Source organism: Achromobacter pulmonis (assembly GCF_002885955.2).
Lineage (GTDB): Bacteria > Pseudomonadota > Gammaproteobacteria > Burkholderiales > Burkholderiaceae_B > Achromobacter > Achromobacter pulmonis_A.
In genome coordinates, this window is the sequence record NZ_POQS01000004.1 from 640,443 (window position 1) to 666,338 (window position 25,896).

General features: G+C 68.4%; 20 protein-coding genes and 2 riboswitches. Of the genes, 10 read left to right on the plus strand and 10 right to left on the minus strand.

Annotated elements, in window-relative coordinates; translation table 11 throughout:
• Positions 1–143 precede the first annotated feature (143 nt).
• From C1I89_RS18155 to C1I89_RS18190, 8 genes are all read left to right on the plus strand, one after another.
• Entirely contained in the window at positions 144–1,652 is a 1,509-nt protein-coding gene (locus C1I89_RS18155; protein WP_102774023.1) for a M81 family metallopeptidase, read from the plus strand.
• A gap of 84 nt (positions 1,653–1,736) precedes the next feature.
• Positions 1,737–3,302 (plus strand): ABC transporter substrate-binding protein, encoded by a 1,566-nt coding sequence (locus tag C1I89_RS18160; RefSeq protein ID WP_102774024.1) that lies wholly within the window; start codon positions 1,737–1,739, stop codon positions 3,300–3,302.
• A gap of 27 nt (positions 3,303–3,329) precedes the next feature.
• Positions 3,330–4,271 carry an ABC transporter permease gene (locus C1I89_RS18165; protein WP_102774025.1) on the plus strand — a complete coding sequence of 314 codons (942 nt, stop codon included), beginning with the start codon at positions 3,330–3,332 and terminating at the stop codon, positions 4,269–4,271.
• 15 nt (positions 4,272–4,286) lie between these two features.
• On the plus strand, positions 4,287–5,177 hold the full coding sequence (locus C1I89_RS18170) for an ABC transporter permease (protein WP_102774026.1): 891 nt from the start codon (positions 4,287–4,289) through the stop codon (positions 5,175–5,177).
• A 5-nt stretch (positions 5,178–5,182) separates the two neighbouring features.
• The gene (locus tag C1I89_RS18175; protein WP_102774027.1) at positions 5,183–6,868 is read left to right on the plus strand and encodes an ABC transporter ATP-binding protein; all 1,686 of its coding nucleotides are present in this window, start codon (positions 5,183–5,185) and stop codon (positions 6,866–6,868) included.
• Between the two features lie 26 nt (positions 6,869–6,894).
• Complete coding sequence (locus C1I89_RS18180; RefSeq protein ID WP_102774028.1) at positions 6,895–8,301, plus strand: amidase; 1,407 nt, start codon at positions 6,895–6,897, stop codon at positions 8,299–8,301.
• 30 nt (positions 8,302–8,331) lie between these two features.
• Positions 8,332–9,807: a M81 family metallopeptidase gene (locus C1I89_RS18185; protein ID WP_102774029.1), complete on the plus strand. Its 1,476-nt coding sequence runs from the start codon at positions 8,332–8,334 to the stop codon at positions 9,805–9,807.
• A 163-nt stretch (positions 9,808–9,970) separates the two neighbouring features.
• A complete protein-coding gene (locus C1I89_RS18190) occupies positions 9,971–11,926 on the plus strand; it encodes a DUF945 family protein (RefSeq protein WP_102774030.1) in 1,956 nt (651 codons plus the stop codon).
• 80 nt (positions 11,927–12,006) lie between these two features.
• Here C1I89_RS18190 and gcvP read toward each other — a convergent pair whose 3' ends face one another.
• The 9 genes from gcvP to C1I89_RS18235 form a co-directional block, all read right to left on the minus strand.
• Positions 12,007–14,880 carry an aminomethyl-transferring glycine dehydrogenase gene (gene gcvP / locus C1I89_RS18195; RefSeq protein WP_102774031.1) on the minus strand — a complete coding sequence of 958 codons (2,874 nt, stop codon included), beginning with the start codon at positions 14,878–14,880 and terminating at the stop codon, positions 12,007–12,009.
• 79 nt (positions 14,881–14,959) lie between these two features.
• Positions 14,960–15,337: a glycine cleavage system protein GcvH gene (gene gcvH / locus C1I89_RS18200; protein ID WP_102774032.1), complete on the minus strand. Its 378-nt coding sequence runs from the start codon at positions 15,335–15,337 to the stop codon at positions 14,960–14,962.
• An 83-nt stretch (positions 15,338–15,420) separates the two neighbouring features.
• Positions 15,421–16,521 (minus strand): glycine cleavage system aminomethyltransferase GcvT, encoded by a 1,101-nt coding sequence (gene gcvT, locus C1I89_RS18205; RefSeq protein WP_102774033.1) that lies wholly within the window; start codon positions 16,519–16,521, stop codon positions 15,421–15,423.
• 87 nt (positions 16,522–16,608) lie between these two features.
• Positions 16,609–16,732: riboswitch (glycine riboswitch) on the minus strand.
• A 34-nt stretch (positions 16,733–16,766) separates the two neighbouring features.
• A riboswitch (glycine riboswitch) is annotated at positions 16,767–16,862 on the minus strand.
• A gap of 59 nt (positions 16,863–16,921) precedes the next feature.
• On the minus strand, positions 16,922–17,815 hold the full coding sequence (locus C1I89_RS18210; protein ID WP_102774034.1) for a ZIP family metal transporter: 894 nt from the start codon (positions 17,813–17,815) through the stop codon (positions 16,922–16,924).
• 30 nt (positions 17,816–17,845) lie between these two features.
• Positions 17,846–18,460 (minus strand): superoxide dismutase, encoded by a 615-nt coding sequence (locus C1I89_RS18215; protein ID WP_102774035.1) that lies wholly within the window; start codon positions 18,458–18,460, stop codon positions 17,846–17,848.
• A gap of 140 nt (positions 18,461–18,600) precedes the next feature.
• Positions 18,601–19,803 carry an NAD(P)/FAD-dependent oxidoreductase gene (locus tag C1I89_RS18220; protein ID WP_102774036.1) on the minus strand — a complete coding sequence of 401 codons (1,203 nt, stop codon included), beginning with the start codon at positions 19,801–19,803 and terminating at the stop codon, positions 18,601–18,603.
• Positions 19,804–19,819: 16 nt separating this feature from the next.
• Complete coding sequence (locus C1I89_RS18225; protein ID WP_102774037.1) at positions 19,820–22,081, minus strand: arginine/lysine/ornithine decarboxylase; 2,262 nt, start codon at positions 22,079–22,081, stop codon at positions 19,820–19,822.
• A 229-nt stretch (positions 22,082–22,310) separates the two neighbouring features.
• Positions 22,311–23,219: an NAD-dependent epimerase/dehydratase family protein gene (locus C1I89_RS18230; protein WP_102774038.1), complete on the minus strand. Its 909-nt coding sequence runs from the start codon at positions 23,217–23,219 to the stop codon at positions 22,311–22,313.
• Positions 23,220–23,347: 128 nt separating this feature from the next.
• A complete protein-coding gene (locus C1I89_RS18235; RefSeq protein WP_102774039.1) occupies positions 23,348–23,800 on the minus strand; it encodes a hypothetical protein in 453 nt (150 codons plus the stop codon).
• 110 nt (positions 23,801–23,910) lie between these two features.
• Between C1I89_RS18235 and C1I89_RS18240 the strand changes: the two genes are divergently transcribed.
• Complete coding sequence (locus C1I89_RS18240) at positions 23,911–24,429, plus strand: GNAT family N-acetyltransferase (RefSeq protein WP_102774040.1); 519 nt, start codon at positions 23,911–23,913, stop codon at positions 24,427–24,429.
• 30 nt (positions 24,430–24,459) lie between these two features.
• Positions 24,460–25,311: a GNAT family N-acetyltransferase gene (locus C1I89_RS18245; protein ID WP_102774041.1), complete on the plus strand. Its 852-nt coding sequence runs from the start codon at positions 24,460–24,462 to the stop codon at positions 25,309–25,311.
• Positions 25,312–25,315: 4 nt separating this feature from the next.
• Here C1I89_RS18245 and dcd read toward each other — a convergent pair whose 3' ends face one another.
• Entirely contained in the window at positions 25,316–25,879 is a 564-nt protein-coding gene (gene dcd / locus C1I89_RS18250) for a dCTP deaminase (RefSeq protein ID WP_043546327.1), read from the minus strand.
• Positions 25,880–25,896: the final 17 nt, after the last annotated feature.

Sequence of the window (25,896 nt, forward strand, 5' to 3'; positions counted from 1 at the left end):
CTGCGGACCGGCGGAGCCGGATCCGCGCGACCCGGCTTGGGGAGGGCCTGGTGGTTTGGGGCGGTTTGCTTTTTGTGTAGGGGTTCGCAGGGAGGCGCGGGTGATTCCCGCGCCTTCCTGCGTTTGGAGACTGGGGGATTTTGATGCGTATCGGGATCGGCGGTTTTCAGCATGAGACGAATACGTTCGCGCCTTCGCGCGCGGCGTGGGAGGACTTTGCCGAGAAGGGCGGCGGCTGGCCGAAGCTGGTCAGCGGGGCGGCGATGTTCCAGGCGGTGGCGGGGGCCAACATACCGGTGGCCGGGTTCATCGAGGCGATGGGCGGGCATGTGCTGGTGCCGACGACCTGGGCGGCGGCCAGTCCGTCGGGGCCGGTCACCAAGGATGCGTTCGAGCGCATCAGCGCCATGATCCTGCAGGGGCTGTCGCAGGCGGGGCCGCTGGACGGGGTCTATCTGGACCTGCACGGCGCGATGGTCACCGAGCACCTGGACGACGGCGAAGGCGAGCTGCTCAGGCGCGTGCGCGAGCTGGTGGGACCGGACGTGCCGGTGGTGGCCAGCCTGGACCTGCACGCCAACGTGACGCGCGCCATGGTGCGCCACGCGGACGCGCTGGTGTGCTATCGCACTTATCCCCACGTCGACATGGCCGAGACCGGGCAGCGCGCCGCGCAGTTGCTGGCGCGCCGCCTGGCCGGCGAGCCGCGGCCCTGCGCGGCGCTGCGCTCGCTGCCCTACCTGATTTCGCTGTGCTGGCAATCGACCGACATCGAGCCCTCGCGCAGCCTGTACCAGCTGGTGGGCGAGATCGAGGCGCGCGGCGCGCTCAGCCTTTCGTTCGCCACCGGCTTTCCGGCGGCCGACTTTCCCGAATGCGCGCCCACGGTGTGGGCCTATGGCCAGACCCAGGCCGAGGCCGACGCCGCGGCCGACGAGATGACGCGCGCCGTGCTCAACGCGGAACGCGATTTCGGCGGGCGCCTCTACACGCCGGACGAAGCCGTGCAGGAAGCCATGCGCATCGCGCGCGAGGCCTCCAAACCGGTGGTCATCGCCGACGCGCAGGACAACCCCGGCGCCGGCGGCAGCTCGGACACCACCGGGCTGCTGCGCGCGCTGATCCGGCACGACGCGCGCGACGCCGCCATCGGCCTGATCGTCGATCCGGCCGCCGCGCTGGCCGCGCACCGCGCGGGCGTCGGGAAGAAGATCCGGATTGCATTGGGTGGACACTCGGGAATACCCGAGGACGAACCGCTGGACACCGAATTCATAGTCGAGAAAACTTCGGATGGGCGCTTCGATACGCACGGCGCGTTCTACCGCGGATTCCACATGGACCTGGGCCCCAGCGCCTGTCTGCGCATCGGCGGCGTACGCATCGTCGTCGCCTCCAACAAGGTGCAGATGGCGGACCAGGAAATGTTCCGTTTCGCGGGCGTGGAACCGCGGCGTGCGGCGATCCTGGTGGTCAAGAGCTCCGCGCACTTCCGCGCGGATTTCACTTCCATCGCGCAGACGATACTGGTGTGCGCAGCGCCCGGCTCCATGCTGATGGACGCCGCGAAACAACCGTGGACACGGTTGCGTCCGGGCATCAGAATGGCGCCTTGCGGACCGGTCTTCGCGGGCCGGCCCGCTACCGCCTGAACCTCGCACGCCGCCTCTCGCGGGGCGGATCAACGACGCAGCGGCGCGAGAGCGCCGCTCATTGACGCATCAAGGGGAAGATTCATGCTGAAGTTCGTCCGAGCCGCCGCGCTGGCCGGCGCAACCCTCATGGCGGCTCACGGCGCCTATGCCGAGACCGTGATCAAAACGGTAATGCACTCGCCGCTGCGCCTGACCGATCCGCACGCCACCACCGCGTACATCACGACGTGGCATGGCTACATGATCTACGACACCCTGCTGGCGACCGACGCCGACAACAAGATCCAGCCCCAGATGCTCGAAAAATGGGAGGTCTCGCCCGACGGCAAGACCTACACCATGACGCTGCGCGACGGCCAGAAATGGCATGACGGCAAGCCCGTGACCTCCGAGGACTGCGTGGCCTCGATCAAGCGCTGGGCCGCCGGCGACGGCATGGGCCGCACGCTGATGAAGTTCACCGACAAGATCGAGGTGGTCGACGACAAGACCTTCCGCATCGTCATGAAGGAGCCCACCGACCTGGCGCTGCGCGCCCTGTCCAAGCCCACCGGCACCGCGCCCTTCATGATGCCCAAGCGCATCGCCGACCTGGCCATCGGCCAGCCCATCACCGACATGACCGGCTCGGGTCCGTTCAAGGTCGTCGAGTTCAAGCCGGGCGTGAAGACCGTCTACGCCAAGAACACCGACTACGTGCCGCGCAAGGAACCCGCCAGCGGCCTGGCCGGCGGCAAGGTGGTCAACGTCGACAAGGTCGAATGGGACGTCATGCCCGACGCCCTGACCACCGCCAACGCGCTGCTGGGCGGTGAAATCGATTTCGTCGAGCAGTTCCCCTACGACCTGCTGCCGATGATCGAAGGCAACCCCGACCTGAAGGAAGAATCCCTCAGCCCGGTCGGCTACTTCACGATGTACCGCTTCAACTTCAAGTACCCGCCGTTCAACAACAAGAAGATCCGCCAGGCCGCCATGTACGCCATCGGCCAGGAAGACGTGATGAAGGCGCTGGTGGGCAATCCCAAGTACTGGAAGACCTGCGCTTCGCTGTGGGGCTGCGGCACGCCGCTGGAAAGCGACATCGGCAAGGACATGGTGGTGCCGTCCAACATCGAGAAGGCCAAGGCCCTGCTGAAGGAAGCGGGCTACGACAACACGCCGGTGCTGCTGATGCACGCCACCGACGTGGGCACGCTGTCGGCCCAGCCCGTGGTGATGGCCCAGGCCCTGCGCAAGGCCGGCTTCAACGTCAACCTGGCGGCGATGGACTGGCAGAGCGTGGCCACGCGCCGCGCCTCCAAGGCCGCGCCCGCCGAAGGCGGCTGGAATATCCACAACACCAACTGGTACGCCACCGACGTGATGGACCCGGTGCGCTCGGCCCCGGCCGCCGCCAACGGCGACAACGCCTGGTTCGGCTGGCCCGACTTCCCCAAGATCGAGGAACTGCGCACCAAGATGGCGCTGACCTCCGATCCGGCCGAGCAGAAGAAGATCGCCGACGAAGTGCAGCGCATCGGCATCGACGAGGGCCTGTACGTGCCGCTGGGCCAGATGTCCGTGCCCACGGTGTATTCGGCCAAGCTCTCGGGCCTGGTGCACGCGCCGGTGTTCGCGTTCTGGAACGTCAAGAAAGCCCCTTGACGGGCAGCGTTGTTGAAGGGGTATTACATGCTGGCATTCGTCTCGCGCCGGCTCCTCGCGACCATCCCCGTTCTGGTGATGGTCGCGGTGGTGGTCTTCGCGATATTGCGCTTCAGCCCGGGGGACCCGGCCATCATCATGGCCGGCGACGGCGCCACGCCTGAACGTATCGAGCAGATACGGCAGACGATGGGCCTGGACCAGCCGGTCGCAAAACAGTTCTTTCTCTGGGGCGGCAGGCTGCTGCAGGGCGACCTGGGCACCTCGCTCATGTCCGGCGTGCCGGTCACCAAGCTCATCGGCCAGCGCCTGGAGCCTTCGCTCAGCCTGGCGGTGCTGACCCTCGTCTTCACGCTGATCGTCGCCATTCCGCTGGGCATACTCGCGGCCTGGCGCCAGGGCCGGCTGCTGGACCGCGCGGTGATGGGCTTCTCGGTGCTGGGCTTTTCCGTGCCGGTGTTCGTCACCGGCTACGTGCTGATCTGGCTGTTCGCCATCAAGCTGGGCTGGTTCAACGTGCAGGGCTATACGCCGCTGGCCAAGGGCTTCTGGCCGTACCTGCACCGGCTGATCCTGCCGTCGCTGGCGCTGTCCACGGTCTACGTGGCGCTGATCGCGCGCATCACGCGCACCAGCGTGATCGAAGTGATGGGCGAGGACTTCATCCGCACGGCCCGCTCCAAGGGCCTGGGCGAGACCGGCGTGCTGCTGGGACACGCACTGCGCAACGCGGCCGTGCCCATCGCCACGGTGGTGGGCCTGGGCATCGCGCTGCTGATCAGCGGCGTGGTCGTGACCGAATCGGTGTTCAACATCCCCGGCCTGGGCCGGCTGGTGGTGGAGGCCGTGCTCGCGCGCGACTATCCGGTCATCCAGGGCCTGACGCTGTTCTTCGCGTTCGTCTACGTGTTCATCAATCTGGTTGTCGATTGCGCCTACACGGTGTTCGACCCGCGCATCAGATACTAGGTAGGGGTCCGAACCATGCAAACGCCAACCGACGTCGCCGACCTGCCCGGCGGCGGCAATCCTCAGACCACGGCCTGGCGGCAGATCCGCCAGGGCCTCAGAAGCTGGCCCGTCATGCTGGCGCTGGCGGTGCTGGCCGCCATCGTCGTCATCGCGCTGTTCGCCCCGCTGCTGGGCACGGTCGATCCCACGCTCATCAATCCGGGCGCGCGCCTGAAGCAGCCCTTCACCGACTACCTGTTCGGCACCGACGCCTTCGGCCGCGACGTCTGGTCGCGCGTGGCCTACGGCGCGCGCGTCTCGCTCATCGCGGGCCTGGGCGCGGCGGTGGTCAGCGTCGCGATCGGGCTGGTCATCGGCGTGATCGCCGGCTGGTTCCGCTCGCTCGACGGGATCATCATGCGCACCATGGACGCCATCATGGCCATCCCCGGCATCCTGCTGGCGATCGCCCTGGTGTCGGTCACGGGCGCCAGCCTGGCCACCGTGCTGGTGGCCATCACCATCCCGGAAATCCCGCGCGTGGTGCGGCTGGTGCGCGGCCAGATCCTGACGGTGCGCGGCGAGCCCTACGTCGAGGCCGCGCTGGCCCTGGGCACGCCGCTGCCGCTGCTGCTGTGGCGCCACATGGTGCCCAGCACCATCGCGCCGCTGACCGTGCAGGGCACCTACGTCTTCGCCTCCGCGATGCTGACCGAGGCCATCCTCAGCTTCCTGGGCGCGGGCATCCCGCCGGAGATCGCCTCGTGGGGCAACATCATGTCCGAAGGCCGCATGTATTTCCGCATGCTGCCCGGGCTGATTCTGTTTCCCGGGCTGTTCCTGTCGCTGACCGTGCTCAGCGTGAACATCCTGGGAGACGCCTTGCGCGACGCGCTGGACCCGAAAATGGTGCGCAGGATCTGATGCCGATGACCTATACCCCCACTCCCCCCGCGGGCGACACCTCGTCCGCCGTGCTGGCCATCCGCAACCTGTCGGTGGAAGTCGCCGGCGCCGGCAACCGCGTGGTGCGCAACCTCAGCCTGGACGTGCACGCCGGCGAAACGGTGTGCGTCGTCGGCGAATCCGGCTCCGGCAAATCGGTCACGTCGCTGGCCGTCATGGGCCTGCTGCCGCCGGGCGTGCTGGCCGTCAGCGCCGGTTCGATCCGGGTCGAGGGCGAAGACGTGGTCGGCGCCACCCAGCGCCGTCTGCGCGAAATGCGCGCCACCCGCATGGCCATGGTGTTCCAGGAACCCATGACCGCGCTCAACCCGGTGCACACGGTCGGCAAGCAGGTCGACGAGGTGCTGCGCCTGCACCGCAAGAACATGTCGGCCGCCGAGCGCCGCGCCAAGGTGCTGGAGATGTTCCAGTCGGTGCACCTGCCGGACGTGGAGCGCATCTACGACTCCTATCCGCACCAGCTGTCGGGCGGCCAGCGCCAGCGCATCGTCATCGCCATGGCGCTGATCCTGGAGCCCAAGCTGCTGATCGCCGACGAGCCCACCACCGCGCTGGACGTCACCACCCAGAAGCAGATCCTGGCGCTCATCAAGGAGCTGCAGGTCAAGCACCGCACGGCCGTGCTGTTCATCACCCACGACTTCGGCGTGGTGGCCGAAATCTCCGACCGCATCGTCGTGATGAACCGCGGCGACCTGGTCGAAAGCGGCACGCGCCACGAGATCCTGGCCGAGCCCAAGCAGTCCTACACGCGGCGCCTGGTGTCGTCGGTGCCCAGCCTGGTGCCGGCGCGCCGCGAGGCCCCCTCCGGCATGCCGGTGCTGCACGTCAAGGGCCTGGGCCGCACCTACGGCGGCAAGCGCGCGCTGCTGTCGCGCAAGTCCGCGCGCGACATCGTCGCCGCCGCCGACGTCAACCTGACGCTGCGCAAGGGCGAGATCCTGGGCATCGTGGGCGAATCCGGCTCGGGCAAGTCCACGGTGGCGCGCTGCATCGTGCGCCTGATCGAGCCCAGCGCCGGCCACATGATGATGGGCGGCGAAGACCTCAGCACCCTGTCGGGCGCGGCGCTGCGACCGGTGCGCCGCCGCATCCAGATCGTGTTCCAGGACCCCTACCGTTCGCTCAACCCGCGCCGCACCATCGGCGAGTCCATCATCGAGGGCCTGCTCAATTTCGGCGTGCCGCGCGAACAGGCCCTCAAGCGCGCCGGCGAGACCCTGGCCGTGGTGGGCCTGAGCCCGGACGCGATGCGGCGCTATCCGCACCAGTTCTCGGGCGGGCAGCGCCAGCGCATCTGCATCGCGCGCGCGCTGGTCATGGACCCGGAAATCCTGGTGGCCGACGAGGCCGTGTCGGCGCTGGACGTGTCGGTGCAGGCCCAGGTGCTGGAGCTGCTGGAGCAGGTGCGCCAGCGCACCGGCGTGGGCGTGCTGTTCATCACCCACGACCTGCGCGTGGCCGCGCAGATCTGCGACACCATCATGGTGATGCAGCGCGGCAAGGTGGTAGAGACCGGCACGGCCGAAACCGTGCTGACCGAACCGCGCCACGAATACACCCGCGCCCTGATCGACGCGGCGCCCGGACGAGACTGGGACTTCCGCAATTTCCGGCCGCTGTCGGCCGGCATGGCGCCCGCGCCATGACGCATTGATACGCTACAGGAACCGAAATGCCGCAACCGCATGAACTGTCCGCCGTCGAGCTTATCCAGGCCTATCGCGACAAGACCCTGTCGCCCGTCGAGGCCACGCGCTCCGTGCTCGAGCACATCGGGCGCTGGGAGCCGCGCCTGAAAGCCACCTATGCGCTGGACCCCGACGCCGCGCTGGAGGCGGCGCGCGCGTCCGAAGCCCGCTGGATGAAGGGCCAGCCGCTGTCGGCCGGCGGCTACTCGCTGGACGGCGTGCCGTCCACGATCAAGGAAAACATCGCCACCCGCGGCGTGCCGGTGCCGCTGGGCACGGCGGCCACCGACCTGACGCCGGCGGCCGCCGACGCGCCGCCGGCCGCGCGCATGCGCGAGGCCGGCGCCGTGCTGCTGGGCAAGACCACCATGCCCGACTACGGCATGCTGTCCTCGGGGCTGTCCAGCTTCCACGAACTGACGCGCAACCCCTGGGACCTGTCCAAGAACCCGGGCGGCTCCAGCGCCGGCGCAGGCGCGGCGGCGGCGGCCGGCTACGGCCCGCTGCACGTCGGCACCGACATCGGCGGCTCGGTGCGGCTGCCGGCGGCATGGTGCGGCGTCGCCACGCTCAAGCCCAGCCTGGGCCGCATTCCCATCGACCCGCCGTTCATGGGCCGCTGCGCCGGCCCCATGACCCGCACGGTCGCCGACGCCGCGCTCATGATGGGCGTGCTGTCGCAGCCCGACGCGCGCGACCACATGAGCCTGCCCTACCAGGCCTTCGACTGGCTCGACCTGGAGCGCGACCTGCGCGGCCTGCGCATCGGCCTGCTGCTGGATGCGGGCTGCGGCCTGCCGGTGGACCCCGAAATCCTCGACGCGGTGCAGGCCGCGGCGCGCGCCTTCGAGGCCGCCGGCGCCATCGTCACGCCCATGCAGCCCTGGATGACCCCAGACATGCTGGACGGCGTGGACCGCTTCTGGCGCACCCGTTCGGCGCTGGACCTGGCGGCGCTGCCCGAGGAACGCCGCGCCCGCATCCTGCCTTTCATCCGCGCCTGGGCCGAAAGCGGCGGCGGCCAGTCCGGCGAAGCCGTGTTCCGCAGCTACTACGAGACCCTCAACGTGCGCGCGCGCACCGTCGCGGCCTGCGCGCCGTACGACTACGTGATCTCGCCCGTGGCGCCGGTGGTGGCCTACAACGCCGAATGGCCCTCGCCCACCAACGAGGTCGCCACCACCATGCACCACATCGGCTTCACCCTGCCCTACAACATGAGCGAACAGCCCGCGGCCTCGGTCAATTGCGGCTACACCCGGGCCGGCCTGCCCATCGGCCTGCAGATCGCCGGCCCGCGCTTCGACGACCTGGGCGTGCTGCGCATGGCGCGCGCCTGGGAACGGATGCGCCCGGCGCAGCACCCCTGGCCGCAGCCGCCCGAGGCCTGATTCTTTCCCCCCAACCCGACAGGAATCCCCATGCGCTGGCTTTTGGCAATGATCAAGCACGAGACGAACACGTTCTCGCCCGTGCCCACCCCGCTTGAACGCTTCTTCCGCGGCAATCCCGAAATCCTGGCCGGCGAGCGCGCCATCAAGGCCTACGAGAACACCGACAGCGGCCTGGGCGGCTATATCGAAGTGGCGCGCCGCGAAGGCGCCGAAATCGTGGTGCCGGTGGCGGCGGAATCCTGGCCCAGCGGCCCGGCCAGCGCGCAGACGCACGAGCAGCTGTGCCGGCTGGTGCTGGACGAAGTGGCGCGCGGCGGTTTCGACGCGATCCTGCTGGACCTGCACGGCGCCATGGTCGCGCAGGGCGTGGAGGACGCCGAGGGCGACCTGCTGCGCCGGCTGCGCGAGATCGATCCGGTCACGCCGGTGGGCGTCACGCTGGACATGCATGCCAACATCTATGACGACATCGTGCGCAACGCCACGGTCGTCAGCGGCTTCCATACCTATCCGCACGTGGACATCCGCGAGGCCGGCGTGCGCGCCGCCGACGTGATCGCGCGCACCCTGAAAGGCGAGATCAAGCCCGTCATGGCCTGGGCCAACAAGCCCATGCTGCCGCACATCATGCGCCAGGGCACCCATGCCGCGCCCAACCAGCCGCTGCAGGCGCGCTGCAAGGAGCTGGAAGCCGCCGGCGTGCTGGCCGCCTCGGTCTTCGTCGGCTTTCCGCACGCCGACATCGCGCAGGCCGGCCTGAGCGCCGTGGTCTGTACCGACGGCAAGCTGGACGAAGCCGAACGCCACCGCGACGAGCTGCTCGAACGCGCCTGGGCCGGGCGCGCCGACTGGGTGTTCCATCCCGAGCCGCTGGCGCCCACCATCGCCCGCGCCAAGGCCATCGAACAAGGCCCGGTGGTGCTGCTGGACCATTACGACAACACCGGCTCGGGCGGCACCATGGACACCACCGCGGTGCTGGCCGAAGTGCTGCGCCAGGAGCTGGACAACGTCGTCTTCTACGCGATCTGCGATCCGCAGGCCGCGCAGCAGGCGGCCGCCGCCGGCGTCGGCAGCAACGTCACGCTGCAACTGGGCGGCAAGATGGCCATGCCCGCCATCAAGCAGCCCAGCGAACCGCTGGCGGTCACCGGCCGGGTCAAGCTGGTGTTCGACGGCGTCTATCTGAACCGCGGCCCCATGTACCGCGGCGTGCGCAACGACACCGGCCTGACCGTGGTGATCGACACCGGCCGCGTCGAGATCGTGGTGGTGTCGCGCCACCAGGAACCCTTCGACGTCAACTGCCTGCTGTCGGCCGGCATCGACCCGCTGCAAAAGCGCTACGTGGTGCTCAAGAGCCGCGTGCACTGGCGCGCGGGCTTCTCCGACATGGCCACGGCCGTCATCGAATGCACCGGCGTGGGCGTCACGACCTCGGATTACGGCGAACTCGAATTCAAGAACGTGCGCCGTCCGATCTATCCGCTGGACCCGCTGTAGCCCCCCAAGCTCGCGCTTGAAAGGCCGGCGCCCAGCGCCGGCTTTCATTTTGAAATCTTCTGTAACTGCACGCGCGCTCGGCCGCCCTGCCGCCTCGGTATACTCGCCGCGGGCCTGACAGGCCGATGAATACAACTAGATAATCAACGATATAAGCAGAACGATGAAAAAGAGCGTAGCGATCACCCTCGGCGTGGTCATAGTGGGAGCGGGAAGCTGGGTAGGCGCCACGTGGTACACCGGCAAGCGCATCGAAGAAAGCTCGCAGCGTCATCTGGCCGAGGCCAATGAAAAGCTGGCCAAGATCACGCCGCTGTTCGGCCTGCGCATCGACCAACTGAAGTACGAGCGCGGCCTGTTCTCGACCCAGGCGCGCTACGGCCTGTCCTTCGTCAAGAGCGACAAGGATTCCGACATGCCCGAAGGCATGGTCGAATTCGACACCGCCATCGAGCACGGCCCCTTCCCCAAGAGCGCCGTGGCGCAGGGCGCGATCGCGCCCAAGCTGGCCTTCGTGCGCACCGAAGTGGCCAAGACGGACAACCTCAAGGAACTGTTCGAGCTGACCAAGAACGTGACGCCGGTGGCCGGCGACGCCATCATCAGCTTCGGCGGCCAGGCTACCTCCAGCGCCCGGATCGCGCCGGTGCAGGTCGAGCACGAAGGCACCAAGGCCGAGTTCAGCGGCATGACCATCAACGGCACCTTCGACCGCAAGCTGCAGGCCGTCACCGCCCATGCGCTGATGGAAAAGCTGTCGGTCGACGGCGAGAAGTCCGACGATCCGATCAAGATGACGGTCGCCGGCCTGACCATGGACATCGACAGCCGCATGGGCAAGTTCGGCCTGTCCATCGGCGACTCCAGCCTCAAGGTCAAGCGCCTCGACATCGCCAGGCCCGACGAAGACGTCAAGGTCTCGCTCGACAACCTGGGCTACGGCGTCAAGCTGACCGAGGACGACAAGACCCTGAGCGCCGAGGCCACCTACCAGACCGGCGACATCGTGCTCAACGACGTGGCGCTGGGCAATGGCCAGGCCGTCATCCGGCTGGCCAAGCTGGACGGCCCGGCCGTCAAGCAGCTGTCGGACACCTATAACCAGATCCTGCGCCAGGTCATGATGGGCGCCAGCGACGAGGGCCTGCAGGACGAGCAGTTCGACGTGCTGCTGGACAACGCCGGCAAGCTGCTCAGCGGCAACCCCTCCTTCAGCATCGACCCGATCAGCTGGAAGACCGCCAAGGGCGAAAGCAAGCTGACCTTCGCGCTGGACCTGGCCAACCCGAAGGACGTGAAGAACCTGACGCCGCAGGAAATCGCGGTCCAGGCCATCAAGAAGATCGACGCCACGCTGGTCATCTCCAAGCCCATGGTGCGCGACCTGATGGTGCAGTACGCCATCAAGCAGGAGGGGCTGGACGAAGTCGCCGCCGGCGGCCAGGCCGACGAGCAGATGCGCTCGGTGTCCGGCATGGCCGAAATGCTCAACGTCGGCAAGAACGACGGCGACAACATCATCGGCAAGTTCACCTTCGCCGACGGCATGGGCGACCTCAACGGCACCAAGATCCCGGCCGAGGAGCTGTTCGCCGGCCTGCTGGGCGCCGCCGGCATGAATGGCATGGACGAGGAAGGCGAGCCGGAAGACCCGACGCTGGGCGGCGAGCTGGAGCCCGCCGCGACGGCCAGCCCGGCCGAGCTGATGCAGGACTTCGACCTCGACACCGTCAACGCCATGCTGACCGACATGGCGTACTCGACCCGCAAGGAAGACGGCGAAGAAGGCCCGGTGCTGATCATCGACCCGGCCCAGACGGGCGCCAGCGACCTGCGCATGCAGCTCCTGTGCAACGACTTCACCGAACAGTGCCAGGACCTGGTCGCCACCGCGACCTTCCGCAGCAAGAAGCCGGTCTCGCTCAAGGCCATCAACGCCTGGAACCAGCAATACCGCTGGACCCGCGCCTACCTGGACGACAAAAACCAGGCCGTGCTGCAGATGGACATGAACGCCGAAGGCGGCATCGGCAAGGAGAACCTGCAGATCATGCTGAACACCTACTTCAGCATCGTGGAGGATTTCTCCGCCACCATCGAGGCGACGCCGGCGCGCTAAGCCAGCGCGTCAGGAATAAAAAATCCCCCATCGTTTTTTCGATGGGGGATTTTTTTTGCCGGCGTGCGCCGGGCGGCGGGTTACGCGTAGGCCTCGACCGGCAAGCAGGCGCACACCAGATTACGGTCGCCGTAGGCGTTGTCCACGCGCGCCACCGGCGGCCAGTACTTCGCCTCGCGCAGCGACGCCACCGGATAGGCGGCCTGCTGGCGCGGGTAGTCGTGCAGCCATTCTTCGGCCAGCAGCATCTGCGCGGTGTGCGGCGCGTTCTTCAGGACGTTGTCCTCGCGGTCGCGTTCGCCGCGCTCGATCTGGGCGATTTCCTCGCGGATCGAGATCATGGCGTCGATGAAGCGGTCCAGCTCGGCGCGGCCTTCCGATTCGGTCGGCTCGACCATCAGCGTGCCGGCGACCGGGAAGCTCATGGTCGGCGCATGGAAGCCGTAGTCCATCAGGCGCTTGGCGATGTCCTCGGCGCTGATGCCGCTGGTTTCCTTGAGCGGACGCACGTCCAGGATGCACTCGTGCGCGACGCGGCCGTCGCGGCCCGCGTACAGCACCGGGTAGTGGTCGCGCAGGCGCGTGGCGATGTAGTTGGCGTTCAAGATGGCCACTTCGGTGGCGCGGCGCAGGCCGTCGGCGCCCATCAGCGCGATGTACACGTAGGGGATGGGCAGGATGCCGGCCGAGCCGAAGGGCGCGGCCGAGACCGGGCCGACCTTGGCGTCGCCCGACAGCTTGCCCTGCTCGTTGACCACGCCCGGCAGGTACGGCGCCAGGTGCGCGCGCACCGCCACCGGACCCACGCCCGGGCCGCCGCCGCCGTGCGGGATGCAGAAGGTCTTGTGCAGGTTCAGGTGCGACACGTCGGAACCGAACTTGCCCGGCTTGGCCACGCCGACCATGGCATTCATGTTGGCGCCGTCCAGGTAGACCTGGCCGCCGGCCTGGTGCACCAGGTCGCAGATTTCGGTGACGGCTTCCTCGAACACGCCGTGGGTCGACGGATAGGTGATCATCAGCGCGGCCAGCTTGTCGCCCACCTGGGCGATCTTGGCGCGCAGGTCGGCCAGGTCCACGTTGCCGTTGGCGTCCGAGGCCACCACCACCACATCCATGCCGGCCAGCTGGGCCGAGGCGGGGTTGGTGCCGTGCGCCGAGGCCGGGATCAGGCAGATGTTGCGCTGGTGCTGGCCGTTGGCCTGGTGGTAGCCGCGGATCGCCAGCAGGCCGGCGTATTCGCCCTGCGCGCCGGAGTTCGGCTGCAGGCTGATGTTGTCGTAGCCGGTGATTTCGCACAGCGCGGCCGACAGGCGGTCGATCAGGTCGACGTAACCCTTGCTCTGCTCGGCCGGCGCGAACGGATGGATCAGCGCGAATTCGGGCCAGGTGATGGGGATCATCTCGGCCGTGGCGTTGAGCTTCATGGTGCACGAACCCAGCGGGATCATGGTGCGGTCCAGGGCCAGGTCCTTGTCGGCCAGCTTGCGCAGATAGCGCAGCATGTCGGTCTCGGACTGCACGCTGGAGAACACCGGATGCGCCAGGATCGCGCTTTCGCGCGCCAGGCCGGCCGGAATGCCGCCGGCGGCGGCCGCGTCCAGCGCGTCGAGGTCGAGTTCGACGTCGTCGCGCTGCAGGCCGGCGGCGAAGACGTTGACCAGCGCCTGCAGGTCGGCGGCGGTCACGGTTTCATCCAGCGACACGGCCAGGCGCGCGCCGTCGACGCGGCGCAGGTTGATGCGGGCGCAGTCGGCCGCCGTCACGATGGCGGGCGTGGCCGCGCCGGTTTCGAGCAGCAGCGTGTCGAAGAAGGTGTCGTTGGCGACCTTCACGCCCAGCTTGACGAGCTCGGCGCGCAGAATGGCGGTGCTGCGCTGCACGCGCTCGGCGATGCGGCGGATGCCGGCCGGGCCGTGCCAGACGGCGTACATGCCGGCCATCACGGCCAGCAGCACCTGCGCGGTGCAGATGTTGGAAGTGGCTTTCTCGCGGCGGATGTGCTGTTCGCGCGTCTGCAGCGCCAGGCGCATAGCCGGGTTGCCCTGCGCGTCCTTGGACACGCCGACCAGGCGGCCGGCCATGTTGCGCTTGAAGGCGTCCTTGCAGGCCATGAAGCCGGCATGCGGGCCGCCGAAACCGAACGGCACGCCGAAGCGCTGGGCCGAACCGATGGCGATGTCCGCGCCCCACTCGCCCGGCGCGGCCAGCAGGGCCAGCGCCAGCAGGTCGGTGGCCACGGCCACGATCGCGCCCTGCGCGTGCGCGGCCTCGGCCAGTTTGCGGTAGTCGGCCACCGAGCCGGTGCTGTGCGGGTACTGCAGCAGCACGCCGAAGCACTCGGGCAGGCCTTCGGCCTCGTCGCCCACGGCCAGTTCGATGTCCAGGCCCTCGGCGCGCGTGCGCACGACTTCGAGGGTCTGGGGGTGCACATGGCGCGAGACGAAGAACACCTGGCTCTTGGACTTGGCGCTGCGGCGCGCCAGCGTCATGGCTTCGGCCGCGGCCGTGCCTTCGTCCAGCAGCGAGGCGTTGGAGATGTCCAGCCCGGTCAGGTCGGCGACCATGGTCTGGTAGTTCAGCAGGGCTTCGAGGCGGCCCTGCGAGATTTCGGGCTGGTACGGCGTGTAGGCCGTGTACCAGGCGGGATTCTCGAGGATGTTGCGCAGCACCACGTTGGGCGTATGGGTGCCGTAGTACCCCTGGCCGATGTAGCTGCGGTAGACCTGGTTGCGGCCGGCGATCTGCTTGAGCTCGGCCAGCACGTCGGTTTCGCTGCGCGACTGCGGCAGCGCCAGCGGGGCCTGGCTGCGGATCTTGGGCGGCACGACTTCGTCGATCAGGGCGTCCAGGCTGGGGCTGCCGATGACGGCGAGCATGGCGGCCTGGTCGGCGTCGGAAGGGCCGATGTGGCGGGGAATGAAGTCGGTATGGGTGGCTAGGGCGCGCGACATGGGGGGAGATCTCGGGATGGCGGGGACGGACGCGATGGCGGCTTGCGCGGGCGGACGGACCGCCCGCGCAAGAACCGGCTTAGCCGTTGGCGACGGCTTCGTAGCCGGCGGCGTCCAGCAGCTTGTCGGCGTCGGCGGCGTTGACCGGCTTGATCTTGAAGATCCAGGCGGTGAAGGCGGATTCGTTGATCAGGTTGGGGTTGTTTTCGAGTTCTTCGTTGAACGCGACGATTTCGCCGGCCACGGGCGCGTAGATGTCGGAGGCGGCCTTGACCGACTCGACCACGCCGGCGGTCTCGCCGGCCTTCAGCTGGGCGCCGACCTTCACGTCGCCGACGAAAACCAGGTCGCCCAGCTGGTCCTGGGCGGTATCGGTGATGCCGACGACGAACACGTCGCCCTCGGCTTTGACCCATTCATGGGACTCGGTGTACTTGCGATCGGTGGGCAGACTCATGGGAGCTCCTGGGAATACGGGTAGATGAATGGTGTTGCGCGCCTCGCGCGGGCGGCCATGGCGTCCCGCGCGAAGCTTCGAGTTTACGAGTGTTCGACGGCCTTGCCGTTACGTACGAAGGGCAATTTGCAGGCCAGGGCGGGCACCCATTTGCCGCGGATGTCGACCTCGACCGTGTCGCCGGGCTTGACGCTCTGCGGCAGGCGGGCGAAACCGATGGACACGCCCAGCGTGGGCGACATGGTGCCGCTGGTCAGCTCGCCCATGCCGTCCTTGGTGCGCACGGCCATGTGCGCGCGCATGACGCCGCGTTCCTGCAGCTTCAGGCCGAGGAAGGCGGCCGGGGTGGCGAACTGTTCCAGCGCCTCGCGGCCGATGAAGCGGCGCTCGGCGTCCTTCAGCGACACCGTCCAGGTCAGGCCGGCCTGGTTCGGCTGGATCAGTTCGTCCATGTCCTGGCCGTAGAGGTTCATGCCGGCTTCCAGGCGCAGCGTATCGCGCGCGCCCAGGCCGCAGGGACGCACGCCCTGGGCGGCCAGGTCGCGCCACAGCTGCACCACTTCGGTGGCGGGCAGCACGATTTCGAAGCCGTCCTCGCCGGTGTAGCCGGTGCGGGCCACCAGCGTGTCGTCGCCGACCACGGCGGCCACGAACGGGGTCAGCGGCTCGGTGGCGGCCTGCCAGGCCGGGCGCGCGGCCCACACCTTGGCGCGGGCGTTGGGGCCCTGCACGGCCACCATGGCGAGGTCGCGGCGGGCCGTGATGGCCACGTCGAAACCGCCGGCCTGCCTGACGCGCTGCATCCAGGCGATGTCCTTGTCGGCGGTGCCGGCGTTGACCACCACGCGCCATTCGTCGGCGGCGAAGAAATAGATGATGAGATCGTCGATCACGCCGCCCTGCGGGTTCAGCATGCAGCTGTACAGCGCCTTGCCGGGCACGGTCAGCTTGGCCACGTCGTTGGCGACCAGGCGCTGCAGGAAGGCGAACGCGTCCGGGCCGGCGATGTCCACGTTCAGCATGTGCGAGACGTCGAACATGCCCGCGTCCTGGCGCACGGCGTGGTGCTCTTCCAGTTGCGAGCCGTAGGCCAGCGGCATGTCCCAGCCGCCGAAATCGACCATTCGGGCGCCGGCGGCGACGTGTTCTTCGGCTAGCGGGGTGCGTTTGAGGGTTGCGGACATGCGCGGAAACTCCGGGGCGGCTTGGTTGCCAGGGTTACGGAATGCCGGTGGTGCCAGGCGGGCTGCGCCCTGCACTACGGCTGAATCTTCCGCCCCTCTGTCCTTTTGCCTGAGAGTTGCCCCGCTAGGCGGGTTTGCACCTTCGGCGCCTGGGCTGCTCGACATGTCCCTTGTTTCAGGGGCGGCGCCAGGTCTCTCCAGAGTACTGTTTTGCCGTGTCCACGCGGTGATAAACCGGGACGGGGCAAGCATGGGCGGTATGGGTTACCTGAGCGATTCCGGGCGAATTGCGCCTTCGGCGGCGGCCGGATGGACAGGCCGCTCTCTCCCGCAACATGCGTGACAGCGGCGAAAGCATACAACGAAAGCCATCGGCAGGGAATGGGAACCGCGGCCCGTGCTAGCCCAACGCGGTATCCAGCAGCATCATCAGCACGAAGCCCAGCATCAGCCCGCAGGTGGCGTAGACCTCGTGCCCCTTGCGGTGCGACTCGGGGATGATCTCGTGGCTGATGACGAACAGCATGGCGCCGGCGGCGAAGCCCAGGCCCCAGGGCAGCATCGGCGCCGACCAGCCGACCACGGCCGCGCCCAGCACCGCGCCCAGGGGCTCGACCATGCCCGACAGCATGCCCAGCGCCGCCGCGAAGGCCCGCGGATAGCCCGCGGCCAGCAGCGCCACGGCCACCACCAGCCCCTCGGGGATGTCCTGGATCGCGATGCCGGTGGCCAGCGCGGTGCCGCGCAAGGGATCGTTGCCGGCGTAGCCCACGCCGATGGCCAGGCCTTCGGGCAGGTTGTGCAGCGTAATGGCGAACACGAACAGCCAGGTGCGGCGCAGCCGGTGCGCCTCGATGCCTTCGCGTCCCTTGATGAAATGCTCGTGCGGCAGCGTGCGGTCCATGAGCAGCAGCACCGCGGCCCCCAGCAGCACGGCGCCCGCCACCGTAAGCCCCGCCCCCCAGGGGCCGTAGCCCAGCCCGCGCGCCGCGGCGATGCCGGGCGCCACCAGCGAGAAGGCGCTGGCCGCCAGCATCACGCCGGCGCCGAAGCCGAACATGCTGTCCTGCAGTTTCTGCGGGATGCTGCGGGCGAACAGGATGGGCACGGTGCCCAGCGCCGTCGCGGCGGCCGCCACCAGCCCGCCCAGCAAGGCATCGGCCACGTGCGGCGCGCGCACGTCCAGGTACGCCCACAACTGGTGCAGGGCCAGGCAGGAAACCAGCACGGCCAGCGTCCAGACGCTGATGCTGGTGGCGGCGGGCCGCACACGATGGCGGCTGAAGGTATTCATACGGCGCTGCCCTCCTTCAGAGAGTCGCGTTCAGCGCTGCGCCGCGGCGTAGCGGCGCGCCACTTCAGGCCAGTTGACGACATTGTAGAAGGCCGCGATGTATTCCGGCCTGCGGTTCTGGTACTTCAGGTAATAGGCATGCTCCCAGACGTCCAGCCCCAGGATGGGCGTATTGCCGTGCATCAGCGGGCTGTCCTGGTTGGCGCTGCTCTCGACCGTCAGCCGGCCCTCGGGCGTGACCGAGAGCCAGGCCCAGCCGCTGCCGAAACGGGTCAGCGCGGCCTTGGTGAACGCCTCGCGAAACGCGTCCATGCCGCCCAGCTCGGACGTGATGGCGGCGGCCAGCGCGCCGTCGGGCGCGCCGCCGCCGGCCGGCGACATCACGGCCCAGAACAGGCTGTGGTTGGCGTGGCCGCCGCCGTGGTTGCGCACCGCGCCGCGCACGGCCTCGGGCAGCTGCTCCAGGCGCGCCACCAGCGCTTCGACCGGCTCGTCGGCGGCGATGCCCGCCCCTTCCAGCGCGGCGTTCAGGCTGTTGACGTAGGTCTGGTGATGCTTGCTGTAGTGGATCTCCATCGTCATCGCGTCGATGTGCGGCTCCAGCGCGTCGTAGGCGTACGGCAAGGGGGGCAGTGTGTAGGCCATGTGTATCTCCGTGGGTGGCGCGCCCAAAATAGGACGGGCGAACTCAATCCTTGAAATACAAATGATATTTATTTTTATTTAATGCCGCAACGCCGATATTTCCATCCCGGCCATAGCCGCGCGCTATCGGCGCCGCCGTCCTACAGCGCGCGCCCGCAGGCCACGCCCGAGGCCCAGGCCCACTGGAAGTTGTAGCCGCCCAGCCAGCCCGTGACATCCACGGTTTCGCCGATGAAATAAAGGCCGGGCACGGCCTTGGCCTGCATGGATTTCTGGTCCAGGCCGCGCGTGTCCACGCCGCCGCGCATGACTTCGGCCTTCTTGTAGCCGGCCGTGCCGCTGGGCACCAGCGTCCATTGGTGGATGTCCTGGGCCAGCGCGCGCAGGGTCTTGTCGGGCGCGTCGGCCAGGCGCAGCGCCGCCAGCCCGGGCTTGCCGGCCTGCTCGGCCAGGTGCAGCCAGCGGTCGGCCAGGCGCTTGGGCCACAGCCCGCCCAGCACGGTGTGCAGCTGCTGGCGGTTGCCGGACTTCGAGGCCAGCAGCTCCGCGGCCAGGTCGCGGCCCGGCGCCAGGTCCACCACGATGGGTTCGCCCGGCTTCCAGAAACTGGATATCTGCAGGATGGCCGGCCCCGACAGGCCGCGATGGGTGAACAGCAGGTCTTCCAGGAATTCGCCGCGCGCCTTGCCCTGCCCCGTGTGCAGGCCGACTTCCAGCGCCACGCCGGACAGCTCCGACAGCGGCTGCCATTGCGCGGCATCGAAGGTCAGCGGCACCAGGGCGGGCCGCGGCTCGACCACTTTCAGGCCGAACTGGCGCGCGATCTTCAGGCCGAAGTCGGTGGCGCCCAGCTGCGGGATCGCCATGCCGCCGGTGGCCACCACCAGCTTGGCCGCGCGGATCGTTCCCTGGCCGGTGTGCAGCGTGTAGCCCTGTTCGCCGTGGCCGATCTCGGCCACCGGACAGTTCATGCGCCACTGCACCGCGCCGGCGTCGCATTCGGCGCGCAGCATGTCGATGATGGATTCGCTGGAATCGTCGCAGAACAGCTGGCCGCGGTGCTTCTCGTGCCAGGCGATACGGTGGCGCTTGAGCAGCGCCAGGAAGTCCTGCGGCGTGTAGCCCGCCAGGGCCGAGCGGCAGAAATGCGGGTTCTCGGACAGGAAGTTGGCCGGCCCGGCGCCGATGTTGGTGAAGTTGCAGCGTCCGCCGCCGGAGATGCGGATTTTTTCGGCCAGGCGCTGCGCGTGGTCGACCAGCACCACGCGCAGGCCGCGCTGGCCGGCCACCGCTGCGCACATCATGCCGGCGGCGCCGGCGCCGATCACGGCTACATCGAACATCGACACGCGCGACCCGTCACTCTTCCTTCAGGCAGTCGACGTAGTAGCGCTTCTCGCCGTCCTCGCCCACTTCGTCGGCCAGGCCGTGGATGTAGGTCTCGAAGCCGGGGAAGCGTTCGTTGAACTCGCGCGCGAACTGCAGGTACTGGACGATGGTGCGGTTGAAGCGCTCGCCCGGGATCAGCAGCGGGATGCCCGGCGGGTACGGCGTCAGCAGCACGCCGGTGACGCGGCCTTCCAGCTTGTCGATCTCGACGCGCTCGACTTCGCGGTGCGCCATGCGGGCGAACGCGTCCGAGGGCTTGAGCGCCGGAACCATGTCGCTCAGGTACATCTCGGTGGTCAGGCGGGCCACGTCGCGCTCGCGGTAGGCCTCGTGGATCTGCTGGCACAGGTCGCGCAGGCCCATGCGCTCGTAGCGGCGATGGTCGCGGCAGAATTCCGGCAGGATGCGCCACAGCGGCTGGTTGCGGTCGTAGTCGTCCTTGAACTGCTGCAGGGCGGTCAGCAGCGTGTTCCAGCGGCCCTTGGTGATGCCGATGGTGAACAGGATGAAGAACGAATACAGGCCGGTCTTCTCGACCACCACGCCGTGCTCGGTCAGGTACTTGGAGACCAGGGCGGCCGGGATGCCGGTTTCGCCGAAGCTGCCGGACATGTCCAGGCCCGGGGTGATGACCGTGGCCTTGATCGGGTCCAGCATGTTGAAGCCTTCGGCCAGGTCGCCGAAGCCGTGCCAGTGGTCGTTGGACTCCAGGATCCATTCGTCGCGGTTGCCGATGCCTTCGGACACCAGGCGGTTCGGGCCCCAGACCTTGAACCACCAGTCGTTCTTGCCGAACTCGGATTCCACCTTGCGCATGGCGCGGCGGAAGTCCATGGCCTCGCGGATGCTTTCCTCGACCAGCGCAGTGCCGCCCGGCGGCTCCATCATGGCCGCGGCCACGTCGCAGGACGCGATGATCGCGTACTGCGGCGAGGTGGACGTGTGCATCAGGTAGGCTTCGTTGAAGACGTTGCGGTCCAGCTTGCGGGTCTCGGATTCCTGCACGATGATCTGCGAGGCCTGCGAGATGCCGGCCAGCAGCTTGTGCGTGGAGTGCGTGGCGAACACCATCGCGTCCTGGCTGCGCGGGCGGTCCTGGCCGATGGCGTGCATGTCCTGGTAGAACTCGTGGAAGGACGCGTGCGGCAGCCAGGCCTCGTCGAAGTGCAGCGTGTCGACGTAGCTGCCGAGCTGCTTCTTGATCATTTCGACGTTGTAGATGACGCCGTCGTAGGTGCTCTGCGTCAGCGTCAGGATGCGCGGGTTCTTGTTCACCGCCTCGCGCGCGAAGGGGTTGGCCTCGATCTTCTTGCGGATGTTGTCCGGGTGGAATTCTTCCAGCGGGATCGGGCCGATGATGCCCAGGTGGTTGCGCGTGGGACGCAGGAACACCGGGATCGCGCCCGTCATCGTGATGGCGTGCAGGATGGACTTGTGGCAGTTGCGGTCCACCACCACCACGTCGCCGGCGGCGACGTTGGCGTGCCACACCACCTTGTTGGAGGTGGAGGTGCCGTTGGTCACGAAGAAGCAGTGGTCGGCGTGGAAGATGCGCGCCGCGTTCAGTTCGGATTCGGCCACGGGACCGGTGTGGTCCAGCAGCTGGCCCAGTTCGTCGACCGCGTTGCAGACGTCGGCGCGCAGCATGTTCTCGCCGAAGAACTGGTGGAACATCTGGCCGACCGGGCTTTTCAGGAAGGCCACGCCGCCGGAGTGGCCGGGGCAGTGCCACGAGTACGAGCCGTCCTGCGCGTACTTGACCAGTTCGCGGAAGAACGGCGGCGGCAGGCCGTCGACGTAGCTGCGCGCTTCGCGGATGATGTGGCGCGCCACGAATTCGGGGGTGTCCTCGAACATGTGGATGAAGCCGTGCAGCTCGCGCAGGATGTCGTTCGGAATGTGCTCCGAGGTGCGGGTCTCGCCGTACAGGTAGATGGGGATGTCGGCGTTGCGGAAGCGCAGCTCGCCGATGAAGGCGCGCAGGTTCTTGATCGCGCTGGCCACGTCCTCGGGCGAGTCCTCGTCGAATTCCTCGTCGTCGATCGACAGGATGAAGGCGCTGGCGCGGCTCTGCTGCTGGGCAAAGGAACTCAGATCGCCATAACTGGTCACCCCGATCACCTCGACGCCCTCGGCCTCGATCGCGGCGGAAAGGGCGCGGATGCCCAGGCCGGACGCGTTCTCGGAACGGTAGTCCTCGTCGATGATGAAGATGGGGAAGCGGAATTTCATGCGGGCGCTCCTGGGGGCAAGGCGGAATCGGTCGCGTACGGCGACACGAATGTACAGCTGGTAAAAATCCGCCTGATGACAGACGGCGCGAGCACCCGCCGGGGCGGCGGGAATGGGCGAATTGTAGGGCGGTTTTTCCTGCAGGCCTAAGGGAAATCCCGAAATGCCCCGAACGCCGTTGTGATCACGCTAAAACCCGCCCCGGCCGCGCCGGCCCGAACGCCCCTGCTCAGCCCCGCAGGCGCCGCCGCACGTCGTCGCGCGGCGCGTAGCCGATGGTCGCGCGCCCGTCCTCCACGTCCCAGGCGCTGCCCTGGTTGGCCGACACCCCGTTGACGATGACGCTGCCGTCGGGCCAGCCCGAGGCGTCCGCGGTCAGGGCGGCGACCAGCAGGCGTTCGAAATCGCCGTTGGACAGCCACATGTCGTGGAACCACGCCAGGGCGCGGCGGGCGGGCTCGTCCAGCGCCTGCGGGTCGGGCGCGCGCCGGTGGGCCACGCCGGAATACGTCATGTCGCGCGGATCGTTGTCGCCCGGCAGGATCCAGCCGATGCGCGCGGCCACGGTGGACAGGCGGCCGCCGGTCATGGCCGAGCACGCGCGGCACAGGCGCTCGCCCATCTCCTTCGAGGTGGCGTAGGCCAGCGCATGCACTTCGCGTTCGCCGTCGAACCAGCGCGTGCCCGGCGCCGGTTCGCAGCGCACGGTGAGCCTGCCCGGCCCCATCGAGGCGGCCAGCGGCTCGTCCTTGTAGCCGCCCATGACGTGGTTGGACGAGGAGAAAAACAGCCGCCGCGCGCCGTGCGTGGCGGCGGCCGTCAGCACGTTCAGGGTCATGCCGTAGGACGCCAGCGCCTCTTCCCAGCTGGCGTCGGGCGTGGAGTGGCGGGCCGCCAGGTGCACCACGGCGTCCACGTCGGCGAAATGGCGGGTCCAGGCCGGGTCGGGACGCTCCAGGTCGGCCGCGACCAGCGTCAGGCGCTCGCGCAGCGCCGGATCGAACGCGCCGGCGTCGACCTGCACGTCGATGCCGGTCAGCTGCGCGCACCAGGGCTGGCGCGCCAGGATGGCCAGGGCCTTGCGGCCGAGATGGCCGGCGGCGCCGGTGACGAGGATGCGGGCGGGCGGTGGGGGCATGTCAGTCTCCTGGTGGCGCATCGCGTTCGGGCAGCGATGCAGGCGACCTGGTAGGAGCTGAGGCCAGGCGTGGGCCGATCCAGTGTCTGGAAAACCGGCGGCGCTGTCAATGCGCCGCCCGCGGGCCGCTACCGGATGGTGCGGGCCTCGCCCGCCTGCAGCGCCGCCATGAATTGCTCGAAATAAGGCGGAATCGCTTCGGCGGCGCCGTAGCGGATGCGGCGTTCGACCTTGGCGATCGCGCCGAAGCAGACTTCGGTTCCGGGTTCGCCGCAGACCAGCACCACCGGGTCCTCGTCGTCGCACACTTCGTACAGGCCGCCGTGCGCGCGGCGTCCGACCTCGTAGAGGTAGGCGGCGGCGCCGACGGTCTGCATGGGGGTAAGAGGCAGGTTGCCCAGGTGGGCGGCCTCCAGCGCTTCATCGAGCGCGTGCACGCTGGATGGTGAGTAGTCCAGCACTGCGCCGGTCTGGCCGGCGGCTTGGACAAAGTCCTGCGCGGCATCCGCCACGCGCGCTACGAATTCTTCCTGGACTTCGTTGCGCTTGGCGTCCTGGTTTATCTTGAGGAAACCGAACATCGATGGCTCCTTTGTGAAAACCGCAAGCGGCATTGAACCCATTATAGGCAACCCGACCCTCTATACTGCCCCAAACGCCCTCAAAACGTTACCTATTCCCAACACTCTCCATGTCCTCTCCCCTGGTCCGTCGCCTGGTTCCCGCCGATGCCGCGGCCCTGCGCCAATTGCGCCTGGACGCGCTGGTCGAAACGCCCGAATCGTTCGGATCGAGTTACGAAGAGGAACACACCCTGACACTGGAAGACATACGCGCCTGGATCGCGCCGGCCAACGACGGCGCGATGTTCGGCGCGTTCGACGGACCGGCGCTGGCGGGCATCGTGGGGGTGTCGCGGCAGGGCAAGCTGAAGATGCGCCACAAAGCGCACATCTGGAGCGTCTACGTCGCGCCCGAGCGGCGCGGCCGCGGCCTGGCGCGACTGCTGATGCAGGCCGCCATCGCGCACGCCGCGACCATGCGCGGCATCCGCCACGTGCAATTGAGCGTGACCTCCAACAACGCCGCCGCGGCCGCGTTGTATCTCGGCCTGGGCTTCGTCGAATACGGGCGCGAGCGCGAGGCCCTGTGCGTGGACGGCCGCTACTACGACGAAACCCTGATGACGCTGGCGCTGCCGGCCCGCTGAGCGCCCCCGACAACCACAGAAGCGACTCCCATGCGTATCCTCGTCAATATCGACGTGCCCGAGCTGGAACCCGCCATCGATTTCTACCGCCGCGCCTTCGGGCTGCGGCTGCAACGCAGGCTGGGCTCCAAGGTGGCCGAAATGCGCGGCGCCGAAGCGCCCATCTACCTGCTCGAAAAAGCCGCCGGCACGCCCGCCGCGGGCGCCACGCGCCAGCCGCGCGACTATGCGCGGCACTGGACGCCGGTGCATCTGGACGTGGTGGTGGACGACGCCGATCTCGCGGTCGAGCGCGCCGTCGCGGCCGGCGCGCGGCTGGAAGACCCCGCGGTGTCGCATGACTGGGGCCGCATCGCGCACCTGAGCGATCCGTACGGGCACGGCATCTGCATCCTGCAGTTCCTGGGACAGGGCTATGACGCGCTGGCGCGGCCGGCGCTGCGCTACGAGCCGGTCGGCGAAGCCGATTTCGAAGCCCTGCTGGCGCTGCGCATCGAGGCCATGCGGCCCAGCCTGGAGCGCCTGGGGCGCTTCGACCCGCAGCGCGCGCGCTCGCGCCTGCGCGCCACGTTCCGGCCGGAACATACCTGGTCCATCGAGCTGGACGGGCAACGGGTGGGGTTTTATGCGCTGCGCCCGGACGGCGACGGCCTGCGCCTGGACCATCTGTACCTGCGGCCCGACGCCTCGGGCCAGGGCCTGGGCGGCCAGGTGCTACGGCGGATACTGGACGAGGCCGACCGCCTCGGGCTGCCGGTGCGCGTGGGCGCGCTGCGCGGCAGCGACTCGAACCGCTTCTACCGCCGGCATGGATTCGTCCAGACCGGCGAAGGCGAATGGGATATCGATTACCTGCGGCCGGCGCCCGCGCCGGCCGGCTGAGGCCTCAGGTGCGCGGCAGCGTCACGCCGCGCTGGCCCTGGTACTTGCCGCCGCGGTCGCGGTACGAGGTTTCGCAGATCTCGTCGCTTTCCAGGAACAGCATCTGCGCGCAGCCTTCGCCGGCGTAGATCTTGGCCGGCAGCGGCGTGGTGTTGGAGAACTCCAGCGTCACGTGGCCTTCCCATTCGGGTTCCAGCGGCGTGACGTTGACGATGATGCCGCAGCGCGCATAGGTGCTCTTGCCCAGGCAGACCGTCAGGACGCTGCGCGGGATGCGGAAGTACTCGACGGTGCGCGCCAGCGCGAACGAATTGGGCGGGATGATGCAGACATCGCCCTTGAAATCCACGAACGAGCCTTCGTCGAAATTCTTGGGATCGACGATGGTGGAATTGATGTTGGTGAAGATCTTGAACTCGTCGGCGCAACGCACGTCGTAGCCGTAGCTGCTGGTGCCGTAGCTGACGATGCGCCCGCCATTGGCCGTGCGGACCTGCCCCGGCTCGAAGGGTTCGATCATGCCGGCTTCGGCCTGGCGGCGGATCCAGCGGTCGCTTTTGATGCTCATGGTGGCAATGGTGCTAG